The organism is Cupriavidus sp. 10L43_2 (genome assembly GCF_056395265.1).
Genome location: NZ_JBFTJE010000006.1, coordinates 1 through 21,172, shown reverse-complemented (window position 1 = coordinate 21,172; position 21,172 = coordinate 1). Strand labels below are relative to the sequence as shown.

The following is a 21,172-nucleotide window of genomic DNA, read 5'->3' as shown; positions in this document are numbered from 1 at the left end:
GATTGTCTGGTGTCGGCGGGCGAGCGCCCGGTCAGCCTTGGGCGGCGTGCGGCGCTTGCGCGGTATCCGGCGTCTCGCCCTGGTAGCCGCCGCCTAGGGCCTTCATCAGCCCCATCTGCAAATCGAGCCGCCGCGCCTGGAGGTCGGTGGCCAGCCGGCGCTGCTGGAGCACATTGCTCTCGGCGTTGAGCACGGTCAGCTGCGTGCCGAGACCGGCCTTGTAGCGCGTGGTGGCCAGCGCGTAGGCGTGCTCGGCCAGGTCCAGCGCCTCGCGCTGGGTCTTGATCTGGGTGTCCACGCTGCGAATGCTGGTCACGGTGTCGGCGGTTTCGCGCAGCGCGTCGACCAGCGTCTGGTTGTAGTTCGCCACGGCGATGTCGTATTGCGCGTTCTTGCCCTTGAGGTTGGCGCGCAGCCGGCCGCCTTCGAATACCGGCAGCCGCACCGAAGGACCGATGCCGAAGGTGCGGCTGATGCCCATCAGCAGGTTCGACGGATCGAGCGAGGCCACGCCGGCGAACGCGGTCAGCGTCACGTCGGGCAGGAACTCCTTCTTTGCCACGCTGATGTCCTTCGACGCCGCCTCCACGCGCCAGCGCGCCGCCACCACATCCGGGCGACGGCCGATGAGGCCGATGGTCAGGTCATCGGGCAGCAGCGGCGTGGCGTTGGCGAGCAGGGTGGGGCGGGCGATCTGCAGGCCGCGATCCGGGCCCTTGCCCAGCAGCGCGGCGATCTGGTTGCGGGCGAGGGCGATTTCCTCTTCCACGCGTTGGAGGTCGGTCTGCGCGGCGGCCACGGTGCCGCGTGCCTGCGTGGTCTCGACCTGGGTATCGAGCCCGGCGGCCAGACGCTGGCGCGAGAGGTCGGTCAGGTCGCGACGCTGGGCGATGGCGCGCTCGGCCACATCGCGCTGCGCATACAGCGCGGCCAGCCGGTTGTAGTTGCGGGCGATGGAGGTGGTCAGGATCAGGCGCGCGGCCTGACTCTCGGCCTCCATGGCGCGGTCGTCGGAGAGCGCAGCTTCCAGCGCATCGCGGTTCTTGCCCCAGAAGTCGAGGTCCCACGACAGGCCCATCTGCAGCCGCGACTGGTTCTGCCAGGAGCCGGCCAGCGGCGTGCCTTCGAACAGGTCGGTTTCGGAGAACCGCTGGCGCACGATGCTGCCTTCGAAGTCCACGCTCGGATACAGCGCGCCGCGCGTGGCTTCGGCCAGTGCACGCGATGCCGCCACGCGGCCAATCGCGGCCTGCAGGCTCGGATTGTCCTTGACGGCCTCGTCGGCCAGCGCGCGGAGTTGCGCATCGTGGAACTGGTCGACCCAGTCCTGCGACGGCCACTGGCCGTGATCGTTGGTAAAGGTCTGCGGCGACGCCAGCGCCTGCGGCTCGGCCAGGTTTTGGGTGCTGTGCGAGTCACCCAACGCCGCGCAGCCGGCCAGCACGGCCGCGGCCATGACCGTGAGGGCCAGGGCGCCCAGACGGCGCGATGCGGAGGAGATAACGGGTTGCATATCGATCTGACTTCTTATTTAGCCTGTCGCTAGGATGGTGGCGCCGGGTGATGAGAAAACGTGCAAAGGGCGGGGCAGGGGTGCGCTAGCCGCCATCGCGCTCAGTCCAGCAGGTGCCGACGGCCTGCCCGCCACCGTTGTCGATGACCCGATGCAGCATGCCGCGCAGTACGTCGATTTCCGCCTGGCTGAAGCCGACGAAATGGCGCCGCATCACGTTGCAGTAGACGGCAGGCAGTTGGGCGGCGATGGCCGTGCCCTCGGGCGTCAGCGACAGGTCCACCACGCGGCGATCGTCGTCGCGGCGCGTGCGCACGATAAGTCCCCGTTTCTCAAGCCGGCTCAACATGCGGGTGATCGATCCGGCATCGGTGTTCAGGCTGCGGCCGATGTCGGTGACGGTACTGGCGCCACCCATCGACAACATGATCAGGCAGCTCGCCTGGGCGTGCGTGATGTCCAGGCCATTCACTTCCTGCTCGATGCCGAGCGTTAGCAGGTTCTTGGCCCGGGCCAGCAGGTAACCAACGCTGGAGCCAAGCTCGTAGACGGCCGGATCGAAAAGATCCGGCTCGGCAGGCCCTGCGCCGGAAGTGGTCGTAAAAGTGGTGTTAGATTCACTCATTGTTTGTCGCCGCAATCTTTGCTGTGACAAATATATGCATGTGACGCACGATCCGCAAGAACGGAAATTCGTCATTGCAGAAACCGCAACGACGCCTAACATAGAAGGTCGATCCGCAGCAGAGCGTTTTGCGCCGCAGCATGCTAGAATATCGGGTTAATTTTTCGAACGCTCCGCGTCAAGGGGACGCCGCAATGACCCGCGCCATCCGTAACATCGCCATCATCGCCCACGTCGATCATGGCAAGACCACCCTGGTCGACCAGCTCCTGCGCCAGGCAGGTACCTTCCGTGAAAACCAGCAAATGGTTGAACGCGTGATGGACTCGAACGACCTGGAAAAGGAACGCGGGATCACGATCCTCGCGAAGAACTGTGCCGTSGAGTACAACGGCACSCACATCAACATCGTGGACACCCCGGGCCACGCCGACTTCGGCGGTGAAGTGGAGCGCGTGCTGTCGATGGTCGACGGCGTGCTGCTGCTCGTCGATGCCGTGGAAGGCCCGATGCCGCAAACGCGTTTCGTGACGCGCAAGGCACTCGCGCTCGGCCTGAAGCCGATCGTCGTGATCAACAAGATCGACCGTCCGGGCGCACGCCCTGACTGGGTGATCAACCAGACCTTCGACCTGTTCGACAAGCTCGGCGCCAACGACGAGCAGCTSGACTTCCCGGTGATCTTCGCCTCGGGGCTGAACGGCTATGCCGGTCTGACCGAAGACGTGCGCGATGGTGACATGAAGCCGCTGTTCGAGACCGTGCTGACCAAGGTGCCGGTTCGTAACGACGACCCGGACGGTCCGCTGCAGATGCAGATCATCTCGCTCGACTACTCGAGCTACGTCGGCAAGATCGGCGTGGGCCGCATTTCGCGTGGCCGCGCCAAGTCGCTGCAGGACGTGGTGGTCAAGTTCGGCCCGGAAGGCAACCCGATCAAGGGTCGTATCAACCAGGTGCTGAAGTTCCGTGGCCTGGAGCGCGAAATCGTGCCCGAGGCGGAAGCCGGCGACATCGTGCTGATCAACGGTATTGAGGAACTGGGTATCGGCTGCACCGTGTGCGCGCCGGACGCCCAGGACGCCCTGCCGATGCTGAAGGTGGACGAGCCCACCCTGACCATGAACTTCTGCGTGAACACGTCGCCGCTGGCCGGCCGTGAAGGCAAGTTCGTGACCAGCCGCCAGCTGCGCGAACGCCTGGACCGCGAACTGAAGTCGAACGTGGCCCTGCGCGTGGCCGAGACCGGCGACGACACGATTTTCGAAGTGTCGGGCCGTGGCGAACTGCACTTGACCATTCTGCTGGAAAACATGCGCCGCGAAGGCTACGAGCTGGCCGTGTCGCGCCCGCGCGTGGTGTTCAAGGAAATCGATGGCGTGAAGCATGAGCCGTACGAACTGCTGACCGTGGATGTGGAAGACGGCCACCAGGGCAGCGTCATGGAAGAGCTGGGCCGCCGCAAGGGCGAACTGCTCGACATGGCATCGGACGGCAAGGGCCGTACCCGCCTGGAGTACCGTATTCCGGCGCGTGGCCTGATCGGCTTCCAGGGCGAGTTCCTGACGCTGACGCGCGGCACGGGCCTGATCAGCCACATTTTCGACGACTATGCACCGGTGCGCGAAGGCGGCCTGGGCGAGCGTCACAATGGCGTGCTGATCTCGCAGGACGACGGCGACGCCGTGGCGTACGCACTGTGGAAGCTGCAGGATCGCGGCCGCATGTTCGTGAAGCCGGGCGATGCGCTGTACGAAGGCATGATCATCGGCATCCATAGCCGGGACAACGACCTCGTCGTGAACCCGATCAAGGGCAAGCAACTGACCAACGTGCGCGCCTCGGGTACTGACGAAGCCGTGCGCCTGGTGCCGCCGATCCAGATGTCGCTTGAATACGCGGTGGAATTCATCGCCGATGACGAACTCGTGGAAATCACCCCCAAGAGCATTCGTCTGCGCAAGCGCCACCTGAAGGAGCACGAGCGTAAGCGTGCTTCGCGCGACACCGTGTAACACCGGTTTGCCCCGTGAAAAAACCGCGCCCTCGAGCGCGGTTTTTTCATGGTTCAACGTGTTTGGGGCTGCGCCACTCGGGCGGCTTCCAGAAGTAGCGCGGGTCTCGGGCGTGCCAGGCGTCGCGGAACATGTCACGCCATTCGTGGAAGGTGAGTGTCAGCGGGTTGTGCGTGCGTATCTGCCGCGTGATGCCGTATTCGGGCGCGGCCTCCTCGGGCACGAAGCTGCCGAACAGGCGATCCCAGAGGGTCAGCACGCCCGCGTAGTTACGGTCGATGTACTGCGGATTCTTTGCATGGTGGACCCGATGTACCGACGGCGTATTGAGAACCATCTCAACGAGCGGCCAGCGCCGGCCCAGCCGCGTATGGACGAAGAACTGGAACGCGAGGTTCAGGCCGACGGCCAGGATCACCCAATCTGGCGTAAATCCGATGAACGCGAGCGGAATCCAGAACAGCCACATGCCCGAGATCGGATAGGTCAGGCTCTGCCGGAACGCCGTCGAGAAATTCATGCCTTCCGATGAGTGGTGCGCCACGTGCGACGCCCACAGCCAGCGCACCCGATGGCTGGCCCGGTGGAACCAGTAATAAAGAAAATCCTGTAGTAACAGCAGCAGCGCGAACGACCACCAGGTCTCCGGCACCGCGCGCAGACCGTGCGCGTAGCACCACGTGTAGACCGTGCGGATCAGCAGCCAGAGGAAGAAGGCGTCCGACGCCTGATGCATCAGCGCGAGGCTGGCGTTGGATAGCGTGTCCCGCCAGCTATAGACGGCGGGGTCGCGGCGGGCCCAGTACCAGGCCTCCCAGCCGATAGTCAGCAGGAAGACCGGCGCGAAGGCCATCAGGATCAGGCCGGGATCGAAGCCGGCGGATTGCGGGGGCGTGACGTGCATGGCGCAAGTGTGCACATTCTCAAGGTTTTTGCGTGGAGGGCTTCCTCCATACGCACCATGTGCTCGATCGTGCGCGCGCGCGTCGTCTATCGCACATCATCACAAATCTGCAACACAGACTATCCCTCGCGATGCATCAAGGTTCGTGCGGGCGCGCCGTCATTGCGTGTGCGGCCGAGGAGGAGTGGCCGCTTTTCACGTTACGGAGAGTCGCCCCCATGTTTCGCAACACTACGATCGGAGCCAGGCTGTGGCTCCTCACGATTGTCACGAATTTGTTGCTGCTGATTGTCGGCGGCGTCGGTTGGCTGGGCATGTCGCGCAGCAACGACGCCACGCGCCAGGTCTATCAGCAGCAGCTTGCCGCTGCGACGTATCTGGCCGAAGCGCGGTCCAACCAGTTGCTGGTGCGCGTGCTGCTGGACCAGGCCGCATTCGCCACCGAACCGGCCGACGCCAAGGCGCGCGCGGCCACGGCACAGGACTTCGCGCGCCAGTCGGACGCGGCCTGGAAATCGTATCTTGAGATTCCTCGCAATGAGGAGCAGACGCGCGCCACCGAGGCCGTGTCGGCCCGTCGCCAGGCGCTGTTCACGCAGGGCGTGGCGCCAATGATTGCCGCGCTCCATGCCGGTAACCGCGACGCGATGATGACGGCGGTCATGGACACGATTCCCAAGCTCGACATCCAGTTCACGGCCGTCAACACGGAACTGGCCCGTCTACAGGTGGCGAGCGCCAAGGCCGTGTACGAAAGTTCTCAAGATCGTTACGGTCGGCTGCTGACGCTCTCGCTCGTCGTGCTGGCCGTGGGTCTGGTGTTCAGCACCGTGGTGGCCTGGCGCCTGCGGGTCTCCATTGTCCGGCCGCTCGACGTGGCCATCGCCCGCTTCGCCCGCATTGCCGACGGGGATCTCGGCACCGCGCATCGGGAGGACGCCGGCGTAATGGTCGACGAGCACGCCAGGAATGAGACGAGTCGCATGCTGGGGATGCTCGGCCGCATGCAGGCGCGGTTGCGCGAGATGGTGGGCGAGGTGCGCGGCGGCGCCGACTCGATCGCCGCCGCCAGCGCGCAGATCGCCAGCGGCAACGCCAACCTGTCGCAGCGCACCGAGCAGCAGGCCGCGTCGCTGGAGGAGACCGCATCGAGCATGGAGCAGCTGACCAGCACCGTACGCCACAACGCCGATAGCGCGCGCGACGCCACCTCGCTGGCGACTAACGCCCAGACGCTTGCCGAGCGCGGCAGCGCGGCGGTTTCGCGCGTGGTGGACACCATGCGCGCCATCGACGCCGGCGCCAACAAGATCGTCGACATCATCGAGGTGATCGAGAAAATCGCGTTCCAGACCAACATCCTGGCGCTCAATGCCGCCGTGGAAGCCGCCCGGGCGGGGGAGCACGGGCGCGGCTTTGCCGTCGTAGCGGGCGATGTTCGAGATTTGTCTCAACGCTGCGCGGCGGCGTCTAAGGAGATCCGGGGGCTGATCGGCGCGTCGGTGTCCAGCGTGCGCGAGGGCACCTCCCTCGTGGACGGGGCGGGCAGGGCGATGCAGGACATCGTGGACGAAGTACGACGCGTGAGCGACATCATCGGCGGCATCAGCGCGGCATCGGACGAGCAGTCGCGCGGCATCGAACAGGTGAACGTGGCGGTGTCCCATATGGACGGCATGACGCAGCAGAACGCGGCGCTGGTCGAGGAAGCGGCTGCCGCGGCGGCGTCGCTCCAGGACCAGGCCCAGCGGCTGACGGGTCTCATGGCCGCCTTCCGGCTGGCCTGAGCCGAGTCCGTTGAGACGATTCTGAAAATCGCAAAGTGGCCCGGCATCGTCATGTGGCTGGCGTAAAATCGCTGGCAACAAGAAAGGAGCAGAGACACATGACGGAGTTTGGATCGACGCAGGCAGTGGTGGAAGTGACGACCGAGGAGCGTGGCGGGGTGGCGTATCTGACGCTGAACCGCCCGCAGGCGCTGAACGCGCTGTCGCTGGAGATGATTCGCGCGATCACGGACGCGCTGACGCGCTGGGAGGCCGATCCGGCGGTGCACGCGGTGGTGGTGGCGGGCGCAGGCGGCAAGGCGTTCTGCGCTGGCGGAGACATCCGCTGGTTCCACAAGGCATGGCACGCGCAGGACCCGCTGCTCGACCAGTTCTTCGTCGAGGAATACGCGCTCAACCACTTGATTCACCGCTACACGAAGCCCTATATCGCGCTGATGGACGGCGTGGTCATGGGCGGTGGAATGGGCATTTCGCAAGGTGCCCGCCTGCGCATCGTCACGGATCGCACGAAGATGGCGATGCCCGAGACCAATATCGGCCTGTTCCCAGACGTGGGCGGCGGCTGGTTCCTCGCCCGCACGCCGGGCCGGCTGGGCGAATACCTGGGCTTGACCGGCACGGTCATCCACGCCGCCGATGCGCTGTACGCGCGTCTGGCGGATGCCTACCTGCCCGCCAATGCGCTGGCCGAGATGGTAGCGGCGCTGCAGGCGRCCCGGTTCAGCAGCCCCGAGTCGGTGCTGGCACATATCGCCAGGTTCACGGACCAGCACGCAGCGGCCTGCCAGCCGGCCGACAGCACCCTCGCGCGGCTGTCGGACCAGATCGACACCGCGTTCGCGGGCGTGACGGTGCCGGCCATCCTCGCCACCATCAGCGATGCCGAAGGCGATTGGGCCGCCCAGACCGCCGCGATGCTGCGCAGCCGTTCGCCGCTGATGCTATGCGTGACGCTCGAGCAGATTCGCCGTGCGCGGTCGATGGCGCTGGACGACGAGCTGCGCATGGAACTGGACATGATGTACCACGTGTTCCGCATTGGCGAGAAGGTGGAAGGCATCCGCGCGCTCGCCGTGGACAAGGACCATCAGCCCAAATGGCAGCCGGCGCGGCTTGACGACGTGACCACGGCACGTGTGCGATCATTCTTCGATAGCCCGTGGCGGCGCGAGGAACATCCGCTGGCCGGTCTGGGTCGATAGACTGAATCGATAGACAACTCGGGCAGGGCAACATGCCCCGCCCGGATTTTCGCTGCATCCGTTGCAATCCGTTGTACTTCAACCGTCAACAGTGAAAGGAACCCGTGATGAGCAATCCTCGTGATGTCGCCGTAGTGGTGGGAAGCCTGCGCAAGGAATCCCTGAACCTGAAGCTGGCCAAAGCGCTGGCAGCGCTGGCGCCGCCGCAGCTGAAACTGGATATCGTGGATATCCGGCAGCTGCAGATGTACAACCAGGACGACGACGACAATCCACCGGCCGAGTGGGTGGCGTTCCGCGACCGCATCCGCCGCGCAGATGCGGTGCTGTTCATCACGCCCGAGTACAACCGCTCGGTGCCCGGCGTCCTCAAGAACGCCATCGACGTCGGCTCGCGCCCCTATGGGCAGAGTGCCTGGGACGGCAAGCCGGGCGGCGTGATCAGCGCATCGCCGGGTGCCATTGGTGGCTTCGGCGCCAATCACCACCTGCGCCAGTCGCTGGTATTCCTCAATATCCCGGTCTTGCAGCAGCCCGAAGCCTATATCAGCGGCGCAGACAAGCTGTTCGACGCGCAGGGCGGGATTGCGAACGAATCGACACGCGGCTTCCTGAGCAAGTACCTGACGACGTTTGCCAGTTGGATCGACAAGAACGCCGCTCGCTGATCCAGGTGGGGAAGGCAGGGTCAGCCCAGTCCTACAGTGCGAAGCGGGGCGGCCCCGACATCGCCGGCAGGTGCCTGTTTCTATAGTGGAGTCAAGCCCACTACAGATATTCAGGAGGAAAACCATGCCGTACATCGTCGCGTGGCTACTCGGCGTCCCGGCCTTCGTGCTGGTTCTGATCTGGCTGTTCATGCATTGATGCCCCCGCATCACGAGCAAGAGCCAAACGGCGCTTTCGGGCGCCGTTTTCTTTGACGCAGCACCCCGCCGAGTGCAGCCGGCGCATCCCTTACCACGCCCTGCAACGCACGCCCAGCTCACGTATACTGCGGGTCTCCCAATAGCCGGGTTCGTCCCAGGCTACATCCGCTATCCCACGACCCGCATGACCGTAAATCCCCGCCGCATCTCGGTGGCCCCGATGATGGATTGGACTGATCGCCATTGCCGCACGTTTCACCGCGCGTTGAGCCGGGACACCTGGCTCTATACCGAAATGGTGACGACGGGCGCGCTTCTTCATGGCGATGTGGCGCGCCACCTGGATTTCGACGCCGCCGAGCAGCCCGTAGCGCTTCAACTGGGCGGCAGCGAGCCTGCCGACCTCGCCCAGGCGGCAAAACTCGGCGAACAATGGGGTTACAAGGAAATCAACCTCAACTGCGGCTGCCCGTCGGAGCGCGTGCAGCGTGGCGCGTTTGGCGCTTGCCTGATGGCGGAGCCGACTCTGGTGGCGGATTGCGTGAAAGCGATGCGCGATGCGGTGTCCATTCCGGTGACGGTCAAGCACCGGATCGGTATCGACACGATCGAGCATTACGATTTTGTCCGCGATTTTGTTGGCACGATCGCTGATGCGGGATGCGAGACGTTTATCGTCCATGCGCGCAACGCGATATTGAAGGGCCTGAGCCCAAAAGAAAATCGCGAAATCCCGCAGCTCCGTTATGAGGTCGCTTATCAGCTAAAACGCGAGTTTCCGAAACTCGAGATTCTGATCAATGGTGGCATCGTGACCTACGACGAGATCGCCGAGCATCTGCAACACGTGGATGGCGTCATGATTGGCCGCGAGGCGTATCACCAACCGTATTTCCTGTCGGAAATGGATACGCGCTTCTATGGCGCGACCACGCCTATTTCTGCGCGGCAGGAAGTGGAGTTGGCGATGCAGGACTACATCGGCGCTTTGGTGGAGCAAGGCGGTTACATGGGCGCCGTCACGCGGCACATGCTGGGCTTGCATCGGGGCATTCACGGTGGCCGGGGTTGGCGGCGTGTGCTGTCAGATGCACGTCGCATGCACGCCGCGCGTAGCCGTATCGCCGTGGACGCGCTCTTCGAAGAAGCGCGTAGCCACCTGCGTCCGGGCCTGCTTGAGGCAGCCTGAGCGCCCGCCGGAATCGAAGGAAAACTCTAATTTCGAACGATCGTTCTATGCAGGGTGCCCGGACGGGTGCGTGCAGCGGTGTATTGGGCAGTCGGTGGCGTCGAATCCCGCACCAGCAAAGGGATTCCCCTAATTCGCCGCTTAGCGGGCACCTTCTTACACTGTGCTTGCCCTCGAATACAGGGCTTTCTTCAACTGATTATTGGGCCCGCCGTGTGCGGGCTCTTTTTTTGTCCGCCGTACCTTGGGTTTGCCCGAATAGTGCTCACGATCCGGGCCGACTACATTGATCCTGCCTTCAGGGCATTGAGATCGCTAATTTTAAGAGTCCGCTACGGCGGGCTCTTTTTTTTCGTCCTCACATTCTGCGCGTCCCCAAAAAAAGCAGGCGACTCTTGGTTACCAAGGCCGCCTGACGGGAATGTCGAGGGGGGTCAATGTCCCTCGCGAAAGAGTATCTATCAGCACCAATTGCGCCAGAACCCTGCGTTCGTGGGGCCCGCCGCGTTTTTCGTGCGGTAGCCGATAGACATTTTGACTTGGCGAAACGGCGTTCGATGTCCCACGCTATAGACATCTGGATTTCTGAAAGTAGGTAAGCGGCGTTTTCGTCATGTTACGATGCCATCAATGCCGTGGCAGTCGGCATGTGGCCTGTGAATCCTGTGCAACCAGGGTTTCGGTGGGGGAAAAGCAAGTGGGCTGGCCGGTAGTCGGCGTCGCAGCGCGTGCACGAGCATGGGCCGGCGCGACGGATCGGAAGCGAGCCTTGGGGGATAGCACATGGTGGATGGGGAAGAGCCATTTGGCGAGGTCTTCGAGGACTTCCGCCTGATCTGGGTGGCCGAGCGTCTGCAGGACGGCAAATGGACTGCGCGGTACTGCTGGCACGCCGGCACCTCGGTGGAAGCGGGTAAAGCATTGCAGCGCGATGTGCTCAATGGCAAGTCCCGGCGACTGCTCGGCTTGTTCCCGAGCGAGGCCGAGACTGTTGCCGCAATCAAGGAGGCGGTGCTGCTCGAAGCGAAGTGGCATGGCAGTCGATAAGGCAGGCGAGGCCGGTTGAAATTTTTTGTGCGGAATACTAGCCATCCTCTGAAGATCCTTGTAGAATCTTGTTTTTCGTTGAACGGCAACGCCGGTTAGCGGAAGCGCCAGCGGCAAGCTGGCAAAACCTCTACGGTGGCTGTAGCTCAGTTGGTAGAGTCCAGGATTGTGATTCCTGTCGTCGTGGGTTCGAGTCCCATCAGCCACCCCAAATTGCTTAACAAAACGGCCACTTACTCAAGTGGCCGTTTTGCTTTTCTGCGCGCCGTTGCTACCCGCTCAGCGAGCACTCCCGTCCTGATTCCCCTCCGAGAAATAGTAGAGATGGGTGTTGTCCGGCGCTTCGGCGTGGCGACGAAATTTTTCGCTGTCCGATTCGGCGCTGGCCTTGGCCAGTTCCGCGGCTTGTCGATAGGGCATCGGCTCCTTGTCCTTCTCGACCTCCAGCAACCGCGTCTGCTCATTCACGCGCACGCTGAACCGGCCCAGGTTGTAGAACAGGTACATGGCGTAGAGATTGTCGAAGTCGCGATAGGCCCCTTGCTCCCTGCGGAAATCGAGCGACAGGACGGAGGGGAAGCGGTTGGGCAGGTCCTTGAATGCCACCTTCTCCTCTTCGCGAGGTTCCACATAGGTGGAGCTGCCGTACTTCTTGTACAGCACTACGTCCATACCGTATCCGCGCTTGCCCCATTCCTTGATCAGCTTCATCGCCATCTCCGTGGGAATATTCGCGGTCGCGGCGGCCACCACGCGTCGCCCGGATAGGACTTTGGGGCTCTTTATCGTCAAATTTTTGTAGCCGGCGCCGTACTTGAAGGCGGCGCCGATGGTCTTGGCGCAGTTCAGGCGCAAATAATCGTATTGGATTGTGCCGCTGTGATATTCGGTGTCCGTTGCCCGCCGATGGTAATCGTCGTTGATGCGGCGGAAGTAATCGACCAGCGACTGTTTTTCCTGCGTGGGCACGCCGTAGACCCGCACACCGATCACCGACCGCTTGTAGATCTCGCCATAGTCGAGGCCAAACATCGTCGTTTCCGCGATGGAGGAGGCCGTCTTGAACAGATATTCCTTCTTTGGGATGCCCGCCATCAGATTGGCGGTGTAAAAATCATTCTCGTGCTTGGGCGTGCGGTCGGCGTAGAAATTTGCCGAGTAGACAATGTCGTCGCCGAGCGTGTCGTCACGGACGCCCAGGGCGATATGGCCAGCCGATCCGCCCTTCGATGTCCCAAAGCTGATCAGTAGCTCCAGGTCGTAGGGCTCTTCGCGAAGTAGGTCGGTAATCTGATCGATATTGGCGGGCTCGGGGCCACCCTTGCTACCGAACTCAGCAGCAACCCCCGGCCCCGAAATCAGTGCGGCGATGACCAGGAGCCATGCCGCCAGGCTTGTCCTCATTGCGTCCCTTATATCGTCAGCCAGTGTCCGTCGATCCTTCACCCAAAGAATAATCGTTGATCGGCCCATGTGCCGGAAAACCGTCGGGGGCGTGGATGCACTGGGCTTTGTTCCCGGATCATGTGCGACAGCCCACATAGTGACAAGTTTTCGAGAATGATTTTCGCTACGCTTCACGGCGGGCCAAATGGTCTAATCCATATCATCTAGGCAAATCACCTATACGAAGCGCGAGGTCATGCCGTGGCGGAGCGAATTCGATTCAACCCTGATGTAGCACTGGCGGCATTTTCCAGTGTGATTCCGATGCCGACCTTGGCTGCCATTAACGCGGCTATCGATCGATCCTTCGGCGAACAGCCCGAGCGTGCCGAGCCATTCGCAATGGCTGAGTTACTACGTCGCAATGAAGCCTTCCGCAAGCTCGAGGAGACGGTGTGCGCCGAGACTCGGGCCATGGCCACCACGCTCCTGAAGAAGTCGCTGCGTTGGGAAGCGTTCCACGTGATTCGTTGTGCCAGCACGTCTACGCGCAACGAGAGCCATTGCCGCCACTACGATTCGCATCTGCTGACGCTGCTGATTCCGCTGAAGCTCGCCCCCGATGGCGTTTGCAACGGTGATCTGCTGGTTTATCACCCGCCACGGCTGGCGGTATCCACTGTGGCCAATGTTTTTTGCAAGCTTCGTCATGGCATTCAGCGCAATCTGCCGTTTCACATCAGAAAATGGCTGACGCTACGGGATCTGCGCCGTGGCCGCTGCAACCGCGTGCCGGTGGAGCCGGGCAGCGTCTATGTCTTCAACGGCTTTGTGCTCCAGCATGCCAACCTTGATGTGGAAGTTGGCGAGCGCCGGTCGTTGCTGATTCACTACTACGACCCTGGCTACTCGGCGGGTCTGAGCGGGACCGTGCGGGGCGTGCGTATGCTGTGGGACCGTCTGCGCAAGAACATGACTGGCATGTATCCTGGTACCTGATCCAGCCGGGGAGGGCGAAAAAAAACCGGCACTCGGCGGGGTCGACAAGTTCCGGTTTCGCGCATCGGCGCCAATGCGCCAGTACTACGGATGCGCGCCATCGAGTGTAAAGCACCTTTCACGATGAATTAAACGTTCTCTTAATTTCACGTGGTGGGCTCGCAACTGCACTAGTTATAATGATTTGGGCGACGCGGATCCGCCGCTAGCGGTTCATGCGTCCAGTTTGTCGGGCATATCCGCAAGTTCCAGCATCCGGCAGATTGCAGCCATGCTGCCGACCATCGTACGACGCTGGGCGCCCTGGTAGACGCGCACGCCCTTGGTTTGGCGGAACGGCACGGGCTTGACCGGGCGGCGGGAAGCGGTGTGATTGACTGGCAGCATGGCGGCACCTCGAAGTTTGCGACAGCAGGAGTCCACGCCCGTCGTCCGGAGAGAACGGGGCGGCGTTGGCAATGCGAAACTGGGGACCAGGACAGGCGGCCGCCCGTCCGGTCTCGGAAGTCAGAAGCCCGAGGAGCGGATTAGCCCGACGGCGATGCCTTCCAGCGAAAATTCCTCGCGGCCGGCCTGCACCACGATATTCTCGAAATCCGGGTTTTCGGCGATCAGCTCGATCATGTCGCCGCGCCGCTTCAGGCGTTTGACGGTCACATCGTCGCCGATCCGCGCGACGACGATCTTGCCGTTGGCGGCTTCGCTGGCTTTCCTGACGGCGAGCAGGTCGCCGTCGAGGATGCCGGCATCGCGCATGCTCAGGCCCCGCACGCGCAGCAGGTAATCAGGTCGATCATCAAATACCGAGGCGTCTACCTGGTACTGACGGTCGATGTGCTCTGCGGCAAGGATCGGGCTGCCTGCGGCCACGCGGCCCACGAGCGGCAGCGTTAGCTGCATCACGCCGGCCATCGGCAGCGAGAACTGGTCCGTCATCTCCGAATCGCTACGTGCCACCTTGAGGCGGATGCCGCGCGACGCGCCTGGCGTCAGCTCGATCACGCCCTTGCGGGCCAGCGCTCGCAGGTGTTCCTCGGCAGAGTTGGGCGAGGAGAAACCGAATTCGGACGCGATCTCGGCACGGGTCGGCGGAATGCCGGTGTGCCGGATCGTGTTGCGGATCAGGTCGAAGATCTGCTGTTGCCGGGGTGTCAGGGTCGCCATGGGTCGCCGGTCTCTCGTGGTGCCGAAGCACTGTATGTTTAAACAGTATGCTGTGATTTTATACAGTATCGAGTGAAGTGCAAGCACAATTTGCAGTGGCGATGTGGGGCATGCGCGACACCAGGCGGACTCCAGTGCGCCCGGCGACACGGGTTTGCGAGAGCGGCGGCCCTCGGCGTGCCACAGTTACAATCGCCTGCACCACCCGCTCACTCGCTCGATTTTCTCGCTATATGTCTACGTCATTGCCCCGCATCGTCGTGCTCGCCACCGGCGGCACCATCGCAGGCTCGTCCGCCAGCCCCGCCAGCAGTGCGCAGTACCGCGCGGCCACCGTGCCGGTCTCGTCGCTGATCCAGGCCGTGCCTGCGCTGGGCGAGGTGGCCCGTGTGGAGACGGAGCAGGTGGCCCAGATCGACAGCAAGGACATGGCCTTCAGCCTGTGGGCGACGCTTGCCGCACGGGTGGCGCATTGGGTCGCGCAGCCCGATGTGGTGGGCGTGGTGATTACCCACGGCACGGACACGCTTGAAGAAACGGCGATGTTCCTGCACCTGACGCAGCGGAGCGCGGTGCCGGTGGTGCTGACCGCGGCAATGCGCCCGTCCACGTCGCTCTCGGCCGATGGTCCGCTGAATTTGCTCGACGCAGTGCGCGTGGCGGCAAGCCCGGATGCGCGCGGGCAGGGCGTGCTCGTGGTCCTGAACCAGGAAATTCATGCGGCCCGCGATGTCGCCAAGGCCCATACCTCGGCGGTCAATGCGTTCACGTCGCCGGCGGGCGGGCCAATTGGTTTCGTGCAGGATGCCTACGTGCGCTTTGGACGCGCGTTCGCCCCCGGCGACGCGCCAGCGCTGCCCGTGCCTACGGCGTGGCCACTTGTCGAAATCGTGGCGAGCTATGCCCAGCCGGGCAGGGTGGCCGTGGATGCGATGGTCTCGGCCGGCGTAAAGGGGTTCGTGGTGGCGGCCACCGGCAATGGCTCGGTTCATGAGACGCTGGGCGACGCGCTCGCCGATGCAGCTGCGCGAGGCGTGGCCGTGGTGCGAAGCTCCCGCACGGGCGCCGGCCATGTGGCGGGGCCGGCACGCCCGCGCCTGGCCTCGGGCGAATTCGCCTCCGCCGGCAATCTCAATCCGTACAAGGCGCGCGTGCTGCTGCTGGTGGCGCTGGCGGCGGATGCGTCGCTTGGCACCGATCCGGCTCGCCTGCAGGCTGTTTTCCGACAATACTGAGAGATTCCCAGCGTCCTGCCGGGATGCCGGCTTGCGTGCTGGCCCGGAACCGGGCTATACTCGCGGGCTATTCAACCTTGCTACACCGGACATGGCGCCCGGGTGGCTACATCCAAAAGGAGCGTCAATGCGTCATTACGAAATCGTATTTATCGTCCATCCGGACCAAAGCGAACAAGTGCCGGCGATGATCGAGCGTTACAAGCAGCTCGTCACGTCGCAAAACGGCCAGGTTCACCGCGTGGAAGACTGGGGCCGCCGTCAGATGGCCTACATGATCCAGAAGCTGGCCAAGGCTCACTACGTTTGCCTGAACATCGAATGCGGCAAGGAAACCCTGGCCGAACTCGAGCACGCCTTCAAGTTCAATGACGCCGTGCTGCGTCACCTGATCGTGCAGACCAAGAAGGCCGAGACCGCTCCTTCGCCGATGATGAAGGAAGTGCAGCGCGAAGAAGCCCGCAAGGCCGCGCAAACGACCACGGAAGGCCAGGCTGCCTGAATGCAGTCTGCGGTGCCGGTCGTGGCAGGCGAAATCCGCCACGGCAGGCCAGGTAGCGAGAGCGGGGGAGCACAGCGGTGAACCAGTTAAGGCTGACCGCCACCCTCGCGGAGCGCGATGCGCTGCGCTACACCCCGGCCGGTGTGCCCGTCGTCAACTGCATCCTGCAGCATGCCGGCGAGGTCATGGAGGCGGAAACGCCCCGGCAGGTGGAATTCGCCATCGCGGCGATGGGGATCGGTCCCGTCGGCCAGCGTCTGGAGCGGTTACCGCTCGGCACGCTGCTCGACTGCGAAGGATTCCTCACCCGCAGGCACCGCAACAGCAAGGCACTCGTCTTTCACATCACTGGATGTAAAGCATTCGTAAAGGATTGAATCATGGCATTCGTCAAACGTGACAACAAGAACAAGAAGCGCTTCCAGCAACAGAACCCGCTGTTCAAGCGCAAGCGCTTCTGCCGCTTCACCGTGGCTGGCGTGGAACAGATCGACTACAAGGATCTGGACACCCTGAAGGACTTCATCGGCGATAACGGCAAGATCACGCCGGCTCGTCTGACCGGTACCAAGGCTCACTATCAGCGTCAGCTGGATACGGCCATCAAGCGCGCCCGCTTCCTGGCGCTGATGCCGTACACCGACCTGCACAAGAACTGATAGTCCCAGGACCGCAAGGAGAAATACACGATGCAAGTCATTCTGCTGGAAAAAGTCATCAACCTGGGCAACCTGGGCGACATCGTTCGCGTGAAGGACGGTTACGCTCGTAACTTCCTGATCCCGTCGAAGAAGGCGCGTCGCGCCACGCAAACCGCGATCGCCGAGTTCGAAGTGAAGCGCGCCGAGCTGGAAAAGGCCGCTGCCGCTAAGCTGGCCGCCGCTCAAGGCGAAGGCGAGAAGCTGAACGGCCTGACCGTCCAGATCACCCAGAAGTCGGGTGTGGACGGCCGACTGTTCGGTTCGGTGACCAACGCCGACATCGCCGAAGCCCTGGAAACCCAAGGCTTCAAGGTCGAGAAGGCCCAAGTGCGTCTGCCGAACGGCCCGCTGAAGATCGTTGGCGACCACCCGGTCAACGTTGCGCTGCACACCGACGTGGTGGTGGACGTGACCGTGTCCGTCCTGGGCGAGCACGTCTAAGCAGCACCGTATCGATGCGCCGGCCCCGGCCGGTGCGTCCGATGCACAAGAAGGCAGGAGCTCCGCTCCTGCCTTTTTTATTGCCGCCGCGCCCTTGGGCCGGGTCCGGCGCCGCTATAATCCCACCCCATGAATGCGCCTGCCGCCGATCCCCAACTAGACAGTCTCAAGGTTCCCCCGCACTCCATCGAGGCCGAGCAATCGGTACTCGGCGGTCTGCTGCTGGATAACGCCGCCTGGGACCGTATTGCCGACTTCCTCTCCGAATCGGACTTCTACCGCTTCGATCACCGCCTCATCTTCCAGAGCATTGCCCGCCTGATCTCCGCCACCAAGCCGGCGGACGTGATCACGGTGTATGAAATGCTCCAGGTGGCCGGCAAGGCCGAGGAGGTGGGTGGGCTGGCCTACCTGAACTCCCTGGCGCAGAACACGCCGAGCGCGGCCAATATCCGCCGCTATGCGGAAATCGTGCGCGAGCGCTCGGTGCTGCGCAAGCTGGTCACCGTGGCGGACGACATTGCCTCGGCCGCCTTTGCGCCGAAGGGCCGCGAGGTCCGTGAGCTGCTTGATGAAGCAGAATCCAAGGTTTTTGCGATTGCCGAAGAGGGCTCGCGGGGGCAGAAGGGCTTCCAGGAAATCCAGCCGCTGCTGACGCAGGTGGTGGAGCGGATCGACGAGCTGTATCACCGTGATTCCGCCACCGACGTGACCGGCGTGCCCACTGGCTTTATCGACCTGGACAAGATGACCAGCGGCATGCAGGCCGGCGACCTGATCATCGTGGCAGGCCGTCCGTCGATGGGTAAGACGGCATTTTCGCTGAACATCGGCGAACATGTGGCCGTGGAGCAGGGTCTGCCCGTGGCTGTGTTCTCGATGGAAATGGCCGGTGTGCAGCTGGCCATGCGTATGTTGGGCTCGGTGGGCCGGCTCGACCAGCACCGGTTGCGTACCGGCCGCCTACTGGACGAGGACTGGCCGCGTCTAACCCATGCCATCCAGCGCATGAACGACGCACAATTGTTTATCGACGAAACGCCAGCACTGAACCCGATGGAGCTGCGCGCGCGTTCGCGCCGCCTCGCGCGCCAGTGCGGGCAGCTTGGCCTGATCATCATCGATTACCTCCAGCTGATGTCCGGCTCGGGCAGCGGCGAGAACCGCGCGACCGAGATTTCGGAGATCTCCCGGTCGCTGAAGGGCCTCGCCAAGGAACTCAACTGCCCGGTGATCGCGCTGTCGCAGCTGAACCGAAGCCTGGAGCAGCGTCCGAACAAGCGTCCTGTGATGTCCGATCTGCGTGAATCGGGCGCCATCGAACAGGATGCCGATGTGATCCTGTTCATTTATCGCGACGAAGTCTACAACCCGGACTCGCAGGACAAGGGGACGTCGGAAATCATCATCGGTAAGCAGCGTAACGGCCCGATCGGCACCGTTCGGCTCACGTTCCTGGGTCAATTCACGAAGTTCGACAACTTCAGCGGTGGGCCGGCGTTCTTTGACAACGACACCTGATCCCACACGGCAACCCCTGAGCGGGCCGTAACCCTGTAAAATATTGCGCTTTGATGACAGCCGCCCAGCGCGGCTGTCGTGCAATCTGCGCCGGCGTGTGCCGGGCTCCCCTTTGCAACACAACCTGACGCGCCAGCGCGCGCGCCACAAGGACATTTCATGTTCGGCCGATTCATGCCCACCGAGGGCAAGTTCTTCGAATACTTCAACCAGCACGCCGATTGCGCGGTGACCGCCGCCCACGAGCTGGAAGCCCTCGTCAACGACCTGCCCAACGCTGAAGCCCATGCCCGGCGCGTGCAGGCCACCGAGAAGAAGGCTGACCGCATCACGCACGACACGATCGACCTGCTGCACAAGACCTTCATCACGCCGCTGGACCGCGACGAGATCCACAAGCTCATCACGACCATGGACGACATCCTGGACCTGATGGAAGACGTGGCCGAGACGATCTCGCTCTACGACGTGACCAGCCTGACGGACGAAGCCCGCCGCCTGGCCACCATCTGCGTGCAGTGCTGCGATCAGGTGAAGATTGCCGTGGGGCTGCTCGAAGACATGGGTAATGCCAGCACGATCCTGAAGACCGCACAGCAGATCGACCAGCTCGAGTCCGAGGCAGACCGCGTGATGCGCTCGGCCATGTCGAAGCTGTTCCGGGAAGAGACCGACGTGAAGCGCCTGATCAAGTTGAAGGCGATTTACGAGCAGTTGGAGACCATTACCGACAAGTGCGAGGACGTGGCCAACATCATCGAAGGCATCGTCCTGGAAAACGCCTGAGGCGCGCACTCGCATGCAAACCATTCAAATGAGCTTGTGGGTGATCGGCCTGCTGGTCGTGCTCGCGTTGCTGTTCGACTTCATGAACGGCTTCCACGATGCGGCCAACTCGATCGCCACGGTGGTGTCCACGGGTGTGCTGAAGCCGCACCATGCCGTGGCGATGGCCGCCATGTGCAACGTGGTCGCGATCTTCGTGTTCCACCTGAAGGTGGCCGCCACCGTCGGCACGGGCACGATTGACGTCAACATCGTCGATCACTACGTTATCTTCGGCGCGCTGGTCGGCGCCATCGCGTGGAACGTCATCACGTGGTTCTACGGGATTCCGTCGTCGTCGTCGCACGCGCTGATCGGCGGACTGGTCGGCGCAGCGGTGGCCAAGGCCGGCACCGGCGCGCTGGTTGGTAACGGCCTGATCAAGACCGTGGCCTTCATCCTGATTTCGCCGCTGCTCGGCTTCGTGCTGGGATCGATAATGATGGTGGTGGTGGGCTGGACGTTCTTCCGCACGCCGCCGTCGCGCGTGGACCGCTGGTTCCGCCGTCTGCAACTGGTGTCGGCGTCGCTCTATAGCCTCGGCCACGGCGGCAATGACGCGCAGAAGACCATCGGCATTATCTGGATGCTGCTGATCGCGAGCGGCCATATCGCCACGGGGGCCTCGGGCCCGCCGACCTGGGTGATCGTGAGCTGCTACGTGGCCATCGGCATGGGCACGCTGTTCGGCGGCTGGCGTATTGTCCGCACCATGGGCCAGAAGATCACCAAGCTGAAGCCGGTTGGCGGTTTCTGTGCTGAGACGGGCGGGGCGATTACGCTGTTCATCGCCTCGGCGCTTGGTGTGCCAGTGTCGACCACGCACACGATTACCGGTGCCATCGTTGGCGTGGGTTCGGCGCAGAAGATGTCCGCCGTGCGCTGGGGCGTGGCGGGCAACATCGTCTGGGCGTGGGTGCTGACCATTCCGGCGTCGGCGTTCATGGCCGCCATCGCATGGTGGATTGGCCGGCAGATCCTCTGACGGGATCGTGCAGAAACAAGAAAGCCAGGCATCTGAACTGCACCCCAAAAGTTGGACACCAACTTTTGGGGTGTTTTCATGTATCGGTACTCGGAGCAGTTCAGGCTGAYAGTTATCCAGAGCTACCTGGACGGTCAGGCAGGCTATGGTGAGATCGCCAAACGCCATGAAATAGACAGCGGAACAGTACGGCGCTGGGTGGCGGGATACCGCCTGCATGGCGCGGCGAGCATCAAACGGAAGTACACGCACTACAGCG

At 63.1% G+C, this 21,172-nt stretch carries 22 protein-coding genes and 1 tRNA gene; 17 read left to right on the top strand and 6 right to left on the bottom strand.

Annotation, left to right across the window (positions count from 1 at the left end):
* Positions 1-31: 31 nt before the first annotated feature.
* Both AC1DEL_RS10610 and AC1DEL_RS10605 read right to left on the bottom strand, forming a co-directional pair.
* On the bottom strand, positions 32-1,513 hold the full coding sequence (locus AC1DEL_RS10610; RefSeq protein ID WP_441593568.1) for an AdeC/AdeK/OprM family multidrug efflux complex outer membrane factor: 1,482 nt from the start codon (positions 1,511-1,513) through the stop codon (positions 32-34).
* Between the two features lie 85 nt (positions 1,514-1,598).
* Positions 1,599-2,138: a MarR family winged helix-turn-helix transcriptional regulator gene (locus tag AC1DEL_RS10605; RefSeq protein WP_092289577.1), complete on the bottom strand. Its 540-nt coding sequence runs from the start codon at positions 2,136-2,138 to the stop codon at positions 1,599-1,601.
* A gap of 194 nt (positions 2,139-2,332) precedes the next feature.
* On the opposite strand from AC1DEL_RS10605, the gene typA reads away from it, so the two are divergent.
* The gene (gene typA / locus AC1DEL_RS10600) at positions 2,333-4,153 is read left to right on the top strand and encodes a translational GTPase TypA (protein WP_092289575.1); all 1,821 of its coding nucleotides are present in this window, start codon (positions 2,333-2,335) and stop codon (positions 4,151-4,153) included.
* Positions 4,154-4,199: 46 nt separating this feature from the next.
* Here typA and AC1DEL_RS10595 read toward each other — a convergent pair whose 3' ends face one another.
* Positions 4,200-5,057: a sterol desaturase family protein gene (locus AC1DEL_RS10595; protein ID WP_441593570.1), complete on the bottom strand. Its 858-nt coding sequence runs from the start codon at positions 5,055-5,057 to the stop codon at positions 4,200-4,202.
* A 218-nt stretch (positions 5,058-5,275) separates the two neighbouring features.
* Between AC1DEL_RS10595 and AC1DEL_RS10590 the strand changes: the two genes are divergently transcribed.
* The 6 genes from AC1DEL_RS10590 (at position 5,276) to AC1DEL_RS10565 (ending at position 11,365) form a co-directional block, all read left to right on the top strand.
* Positions 5,276-6,844 carry a methyl-accepting chemotaxis protein gene (locus tag AC1DEL_RS10590; protein WP_477125727.1) on the top strand — a complete coding sequence of 523 codons (1,569 nt, stop codon included), beginning with the start codon at positions 5,276-5,278 and terminating at the stop codon, positions 6,842-6,844.
* Positions 6,845-6,942: 98 nt separating this feature from the next.
* Positions 6,943-8,049, top strand: a complete 1,107-nt coding sequence (locus AC1DEL_RS10585; protein ID WP_477159064.1) for an enoyl-CoA hydratase/isomerase family protein — start codon at positions 6,943-6,945, stop codon at positions 8,047-8,049.
* 107 nt (positions 8,050-8,156) lie between these two features.
* On the top strand, positions 8,157-8,717 hold the full coding sequence (locus AC1DEL_RS10580; protein ID WP_092289568.1) for an NADPH-dependent FMN reductase: 561 nt from the start codon (positions 8,157-8,159) through the stop codon (positions 8,715-8,717).
* 385 nt (positions 8,718-9,102) lie between these two features.
* On the top strand, positions 9,103-10,107 hold the full coding sequence (gene dusA / locus AC1DEL_RS10575) for a tRNA dihydrouridine(20/20a) synthase DusA (RefSeq protein ID WP_477109959.1): 1,005 nt from the start codon (positions 9,103-9,105) through the stop codon (positions 10,105-10,107).
* Between the two features lie 783 nt (positions 10,108-10,890).
* Positions 10,891-11,154 (top strand): hypothetical protein, encoded by a 264-nt coding sequence (locus tag AC1DEL_RS10570; RefSeq protein ID WP_369823365.1) that lies wholly within the window; start codon positions 10,891-10,893, stop codon positions 11,152-11,154.
* 135 nt (positions 11,155-11,289) lie between these two features.
* Positions 11,290-11,365, top strand: a tRNA-His gene (locus AC1DEL_RS10565).
* Positions 11,366-11,433: 68 nt separating this feature from the next.
* On the opposite strand, the gene AC1DEL_RS10560 is transcribed toward AC1DEL_RS10565, so the two are convergent.
* Positions 11,434-12,558, bottom strand: coding sequence for a hypothetical protein (locus tag AC1DEL_RS10560; protein ID WP_441593574.1), 1,125 nt, complete (start codon positions 12,556-12,558; stop codon positions 11,434-11,436).
* Positions 12,559-12,801: 243 nt separating this feature from the next.
* On the opposite strand from AC1DEL_RS10560, the gene AC1DEL_RS10555 reads away from it, so the two are divergent.
* The gene (locus AC1DEL_RS10555; RefSeq protein WP_477125725.1) at positions 12,802-13,539 is read left to right on the top strand and encodes a hypothetical protein; all 738 of its coding nucleotides are present in this window, start codon (positions 12,802-12,804) and stop codon (positions 13,537-13,539) included.
* Positions 13,540-13,752: 213 nt separating this feature from the next.
* Here the strand turns inward: AC1DEL_RS10555 and AC1DEL_RS10550 are convergent, their stop codons facing one another.
* On the bottom strand, positions 13,753-13,926 hold the full coding sequence (locus AC1DEL_RS10550; RefSeq protein WP_177219820.1) for a hypothetical protein: 174 nt from the start codon (positions 13,924-13,926) through the stop codon (positions 13,753-13,755).
* Between the two features lie 120 nt (positions 13,927-14,046).
* Positions 14,047-14,703 carry a transcriptional repressor LexA gene (gene lexA / locus AC1DEL_RS10545; RefSeq protein ID WP_092289457.1) on the bottom strand — a complete coding sequence of 219 codons (657 nt, stop codon included), beginning with the start codon at positions 14,701-14,703 and terminating at the stop codon, positions 14,047-14,049.
* Positions 14,704-14,894: 191 nt separating this feature from the next.
* On the opposite strand from lexA, the gene AC1DEL_RS10540 reads away from it, so the two are divergent.
* From AC1DEL_RS10540 to AC1DEL_RS10500, 9 genes are all read left to right on the top strand, one after another.
* Complete coding sequence (locus AC1DEL_RS10540) at positions 14,895-15,938, top strand: asparaginase (protein WP_369823371.1); 1,044 nt, start codon at positions 14,895-14,897, stop codon at positions 15,936-15,938.
* Positions 15,939-16,065: 127 nt separating this feature from the next.
* Complete coding sequence (gene rpsF, locus AC1DEL_RS10535) at positions 16,066-16,440, top strand: 30S ribosomal protein S6 (protein WP_019448365.1); 375 nt, start codon at positions 16,066-16,068, stop codon at positions 16,438-16,440.
* 77 nt (positions 16,441-16,517) lie between these two features.
* A complete protein-coding gene (priB, locus tag AC1DEL_RS10530) occupies positions 16,518-16,817 on the top strand; it encodes a primosomal replication protein N (RefSeq protein ID WP_092289453.1) in 300 nt (99 codons plus the stop codon).
* A 3-nt stretch (positions 16,818-16,820) separates the two neighbouring features.
* Positions 16,821-17,099 (top strand): 30S ribosomal protein S18, encoded by a 279-nt coding sequence (gene rpsR, locus AC1DEL_RS10525; protein WP_006163606.1) that lies wholly within the window; start codon positions 16,821-16,823, stop codon positions 17,097-17,099.
* Positions 17,100-17,129: 30 nt separating this feature from the next.
* A complete protein-coding gene (gene rplI / locus AC1DEL_RS10520; RefSeq protein ID WP_092289451.1) occupies positions 17,130-17,582 on the top strand; it encodes a 50S ribosomal protein L9 in 453 nt (150 codons plus the stop codon).
* Between the two features lie 129 nt (positions 17,583-17,711).
* A complete protein-coding gene (locus tag AC1DEL_RS10515) occupies positions 17,712-19,103 on the top strand; it encodes a replicative DNA helicase (RefSeq protein ID WP_092289449.1) in 1,392 nt (463 codons plus the stop codon).
* Positions 19,104-19,262: 159 nt separating this feature from the next.
* On the top strand, positions 19,263-19,889 hold the full coding sequence (locus AC1DEL_RS10510; protein WP_092289447.1) for a DUF47 domain-containing protein: 627 nt from the start codon (positions 19,263-19,265) through the stop codon (positions 19,887-19,889).
* A gap of 13 nt (positions 19,890-19,902) precedes the next feature.
* The gene (locus AC1DEL_RS10505) at positions 19,903-20,913 is read left to right on the top strand and encodes an inorganic phosphate transporter (protein WP_092289446.1); all 1,011 of its coding nucleotides are present in this window, start codon (positions 19,903-19,905) and stop codon (positions 20,911-20,913) included.
* 78 nt (positions 20,914-20,991) lie between these two features.
* Positions 20,992-21,172: transposase (locus AC1DEL_RS10500; RefSeq protein WP_477125724.1), on the top strand; the 181-nt coding region annotated here is incomplete at its 3' end.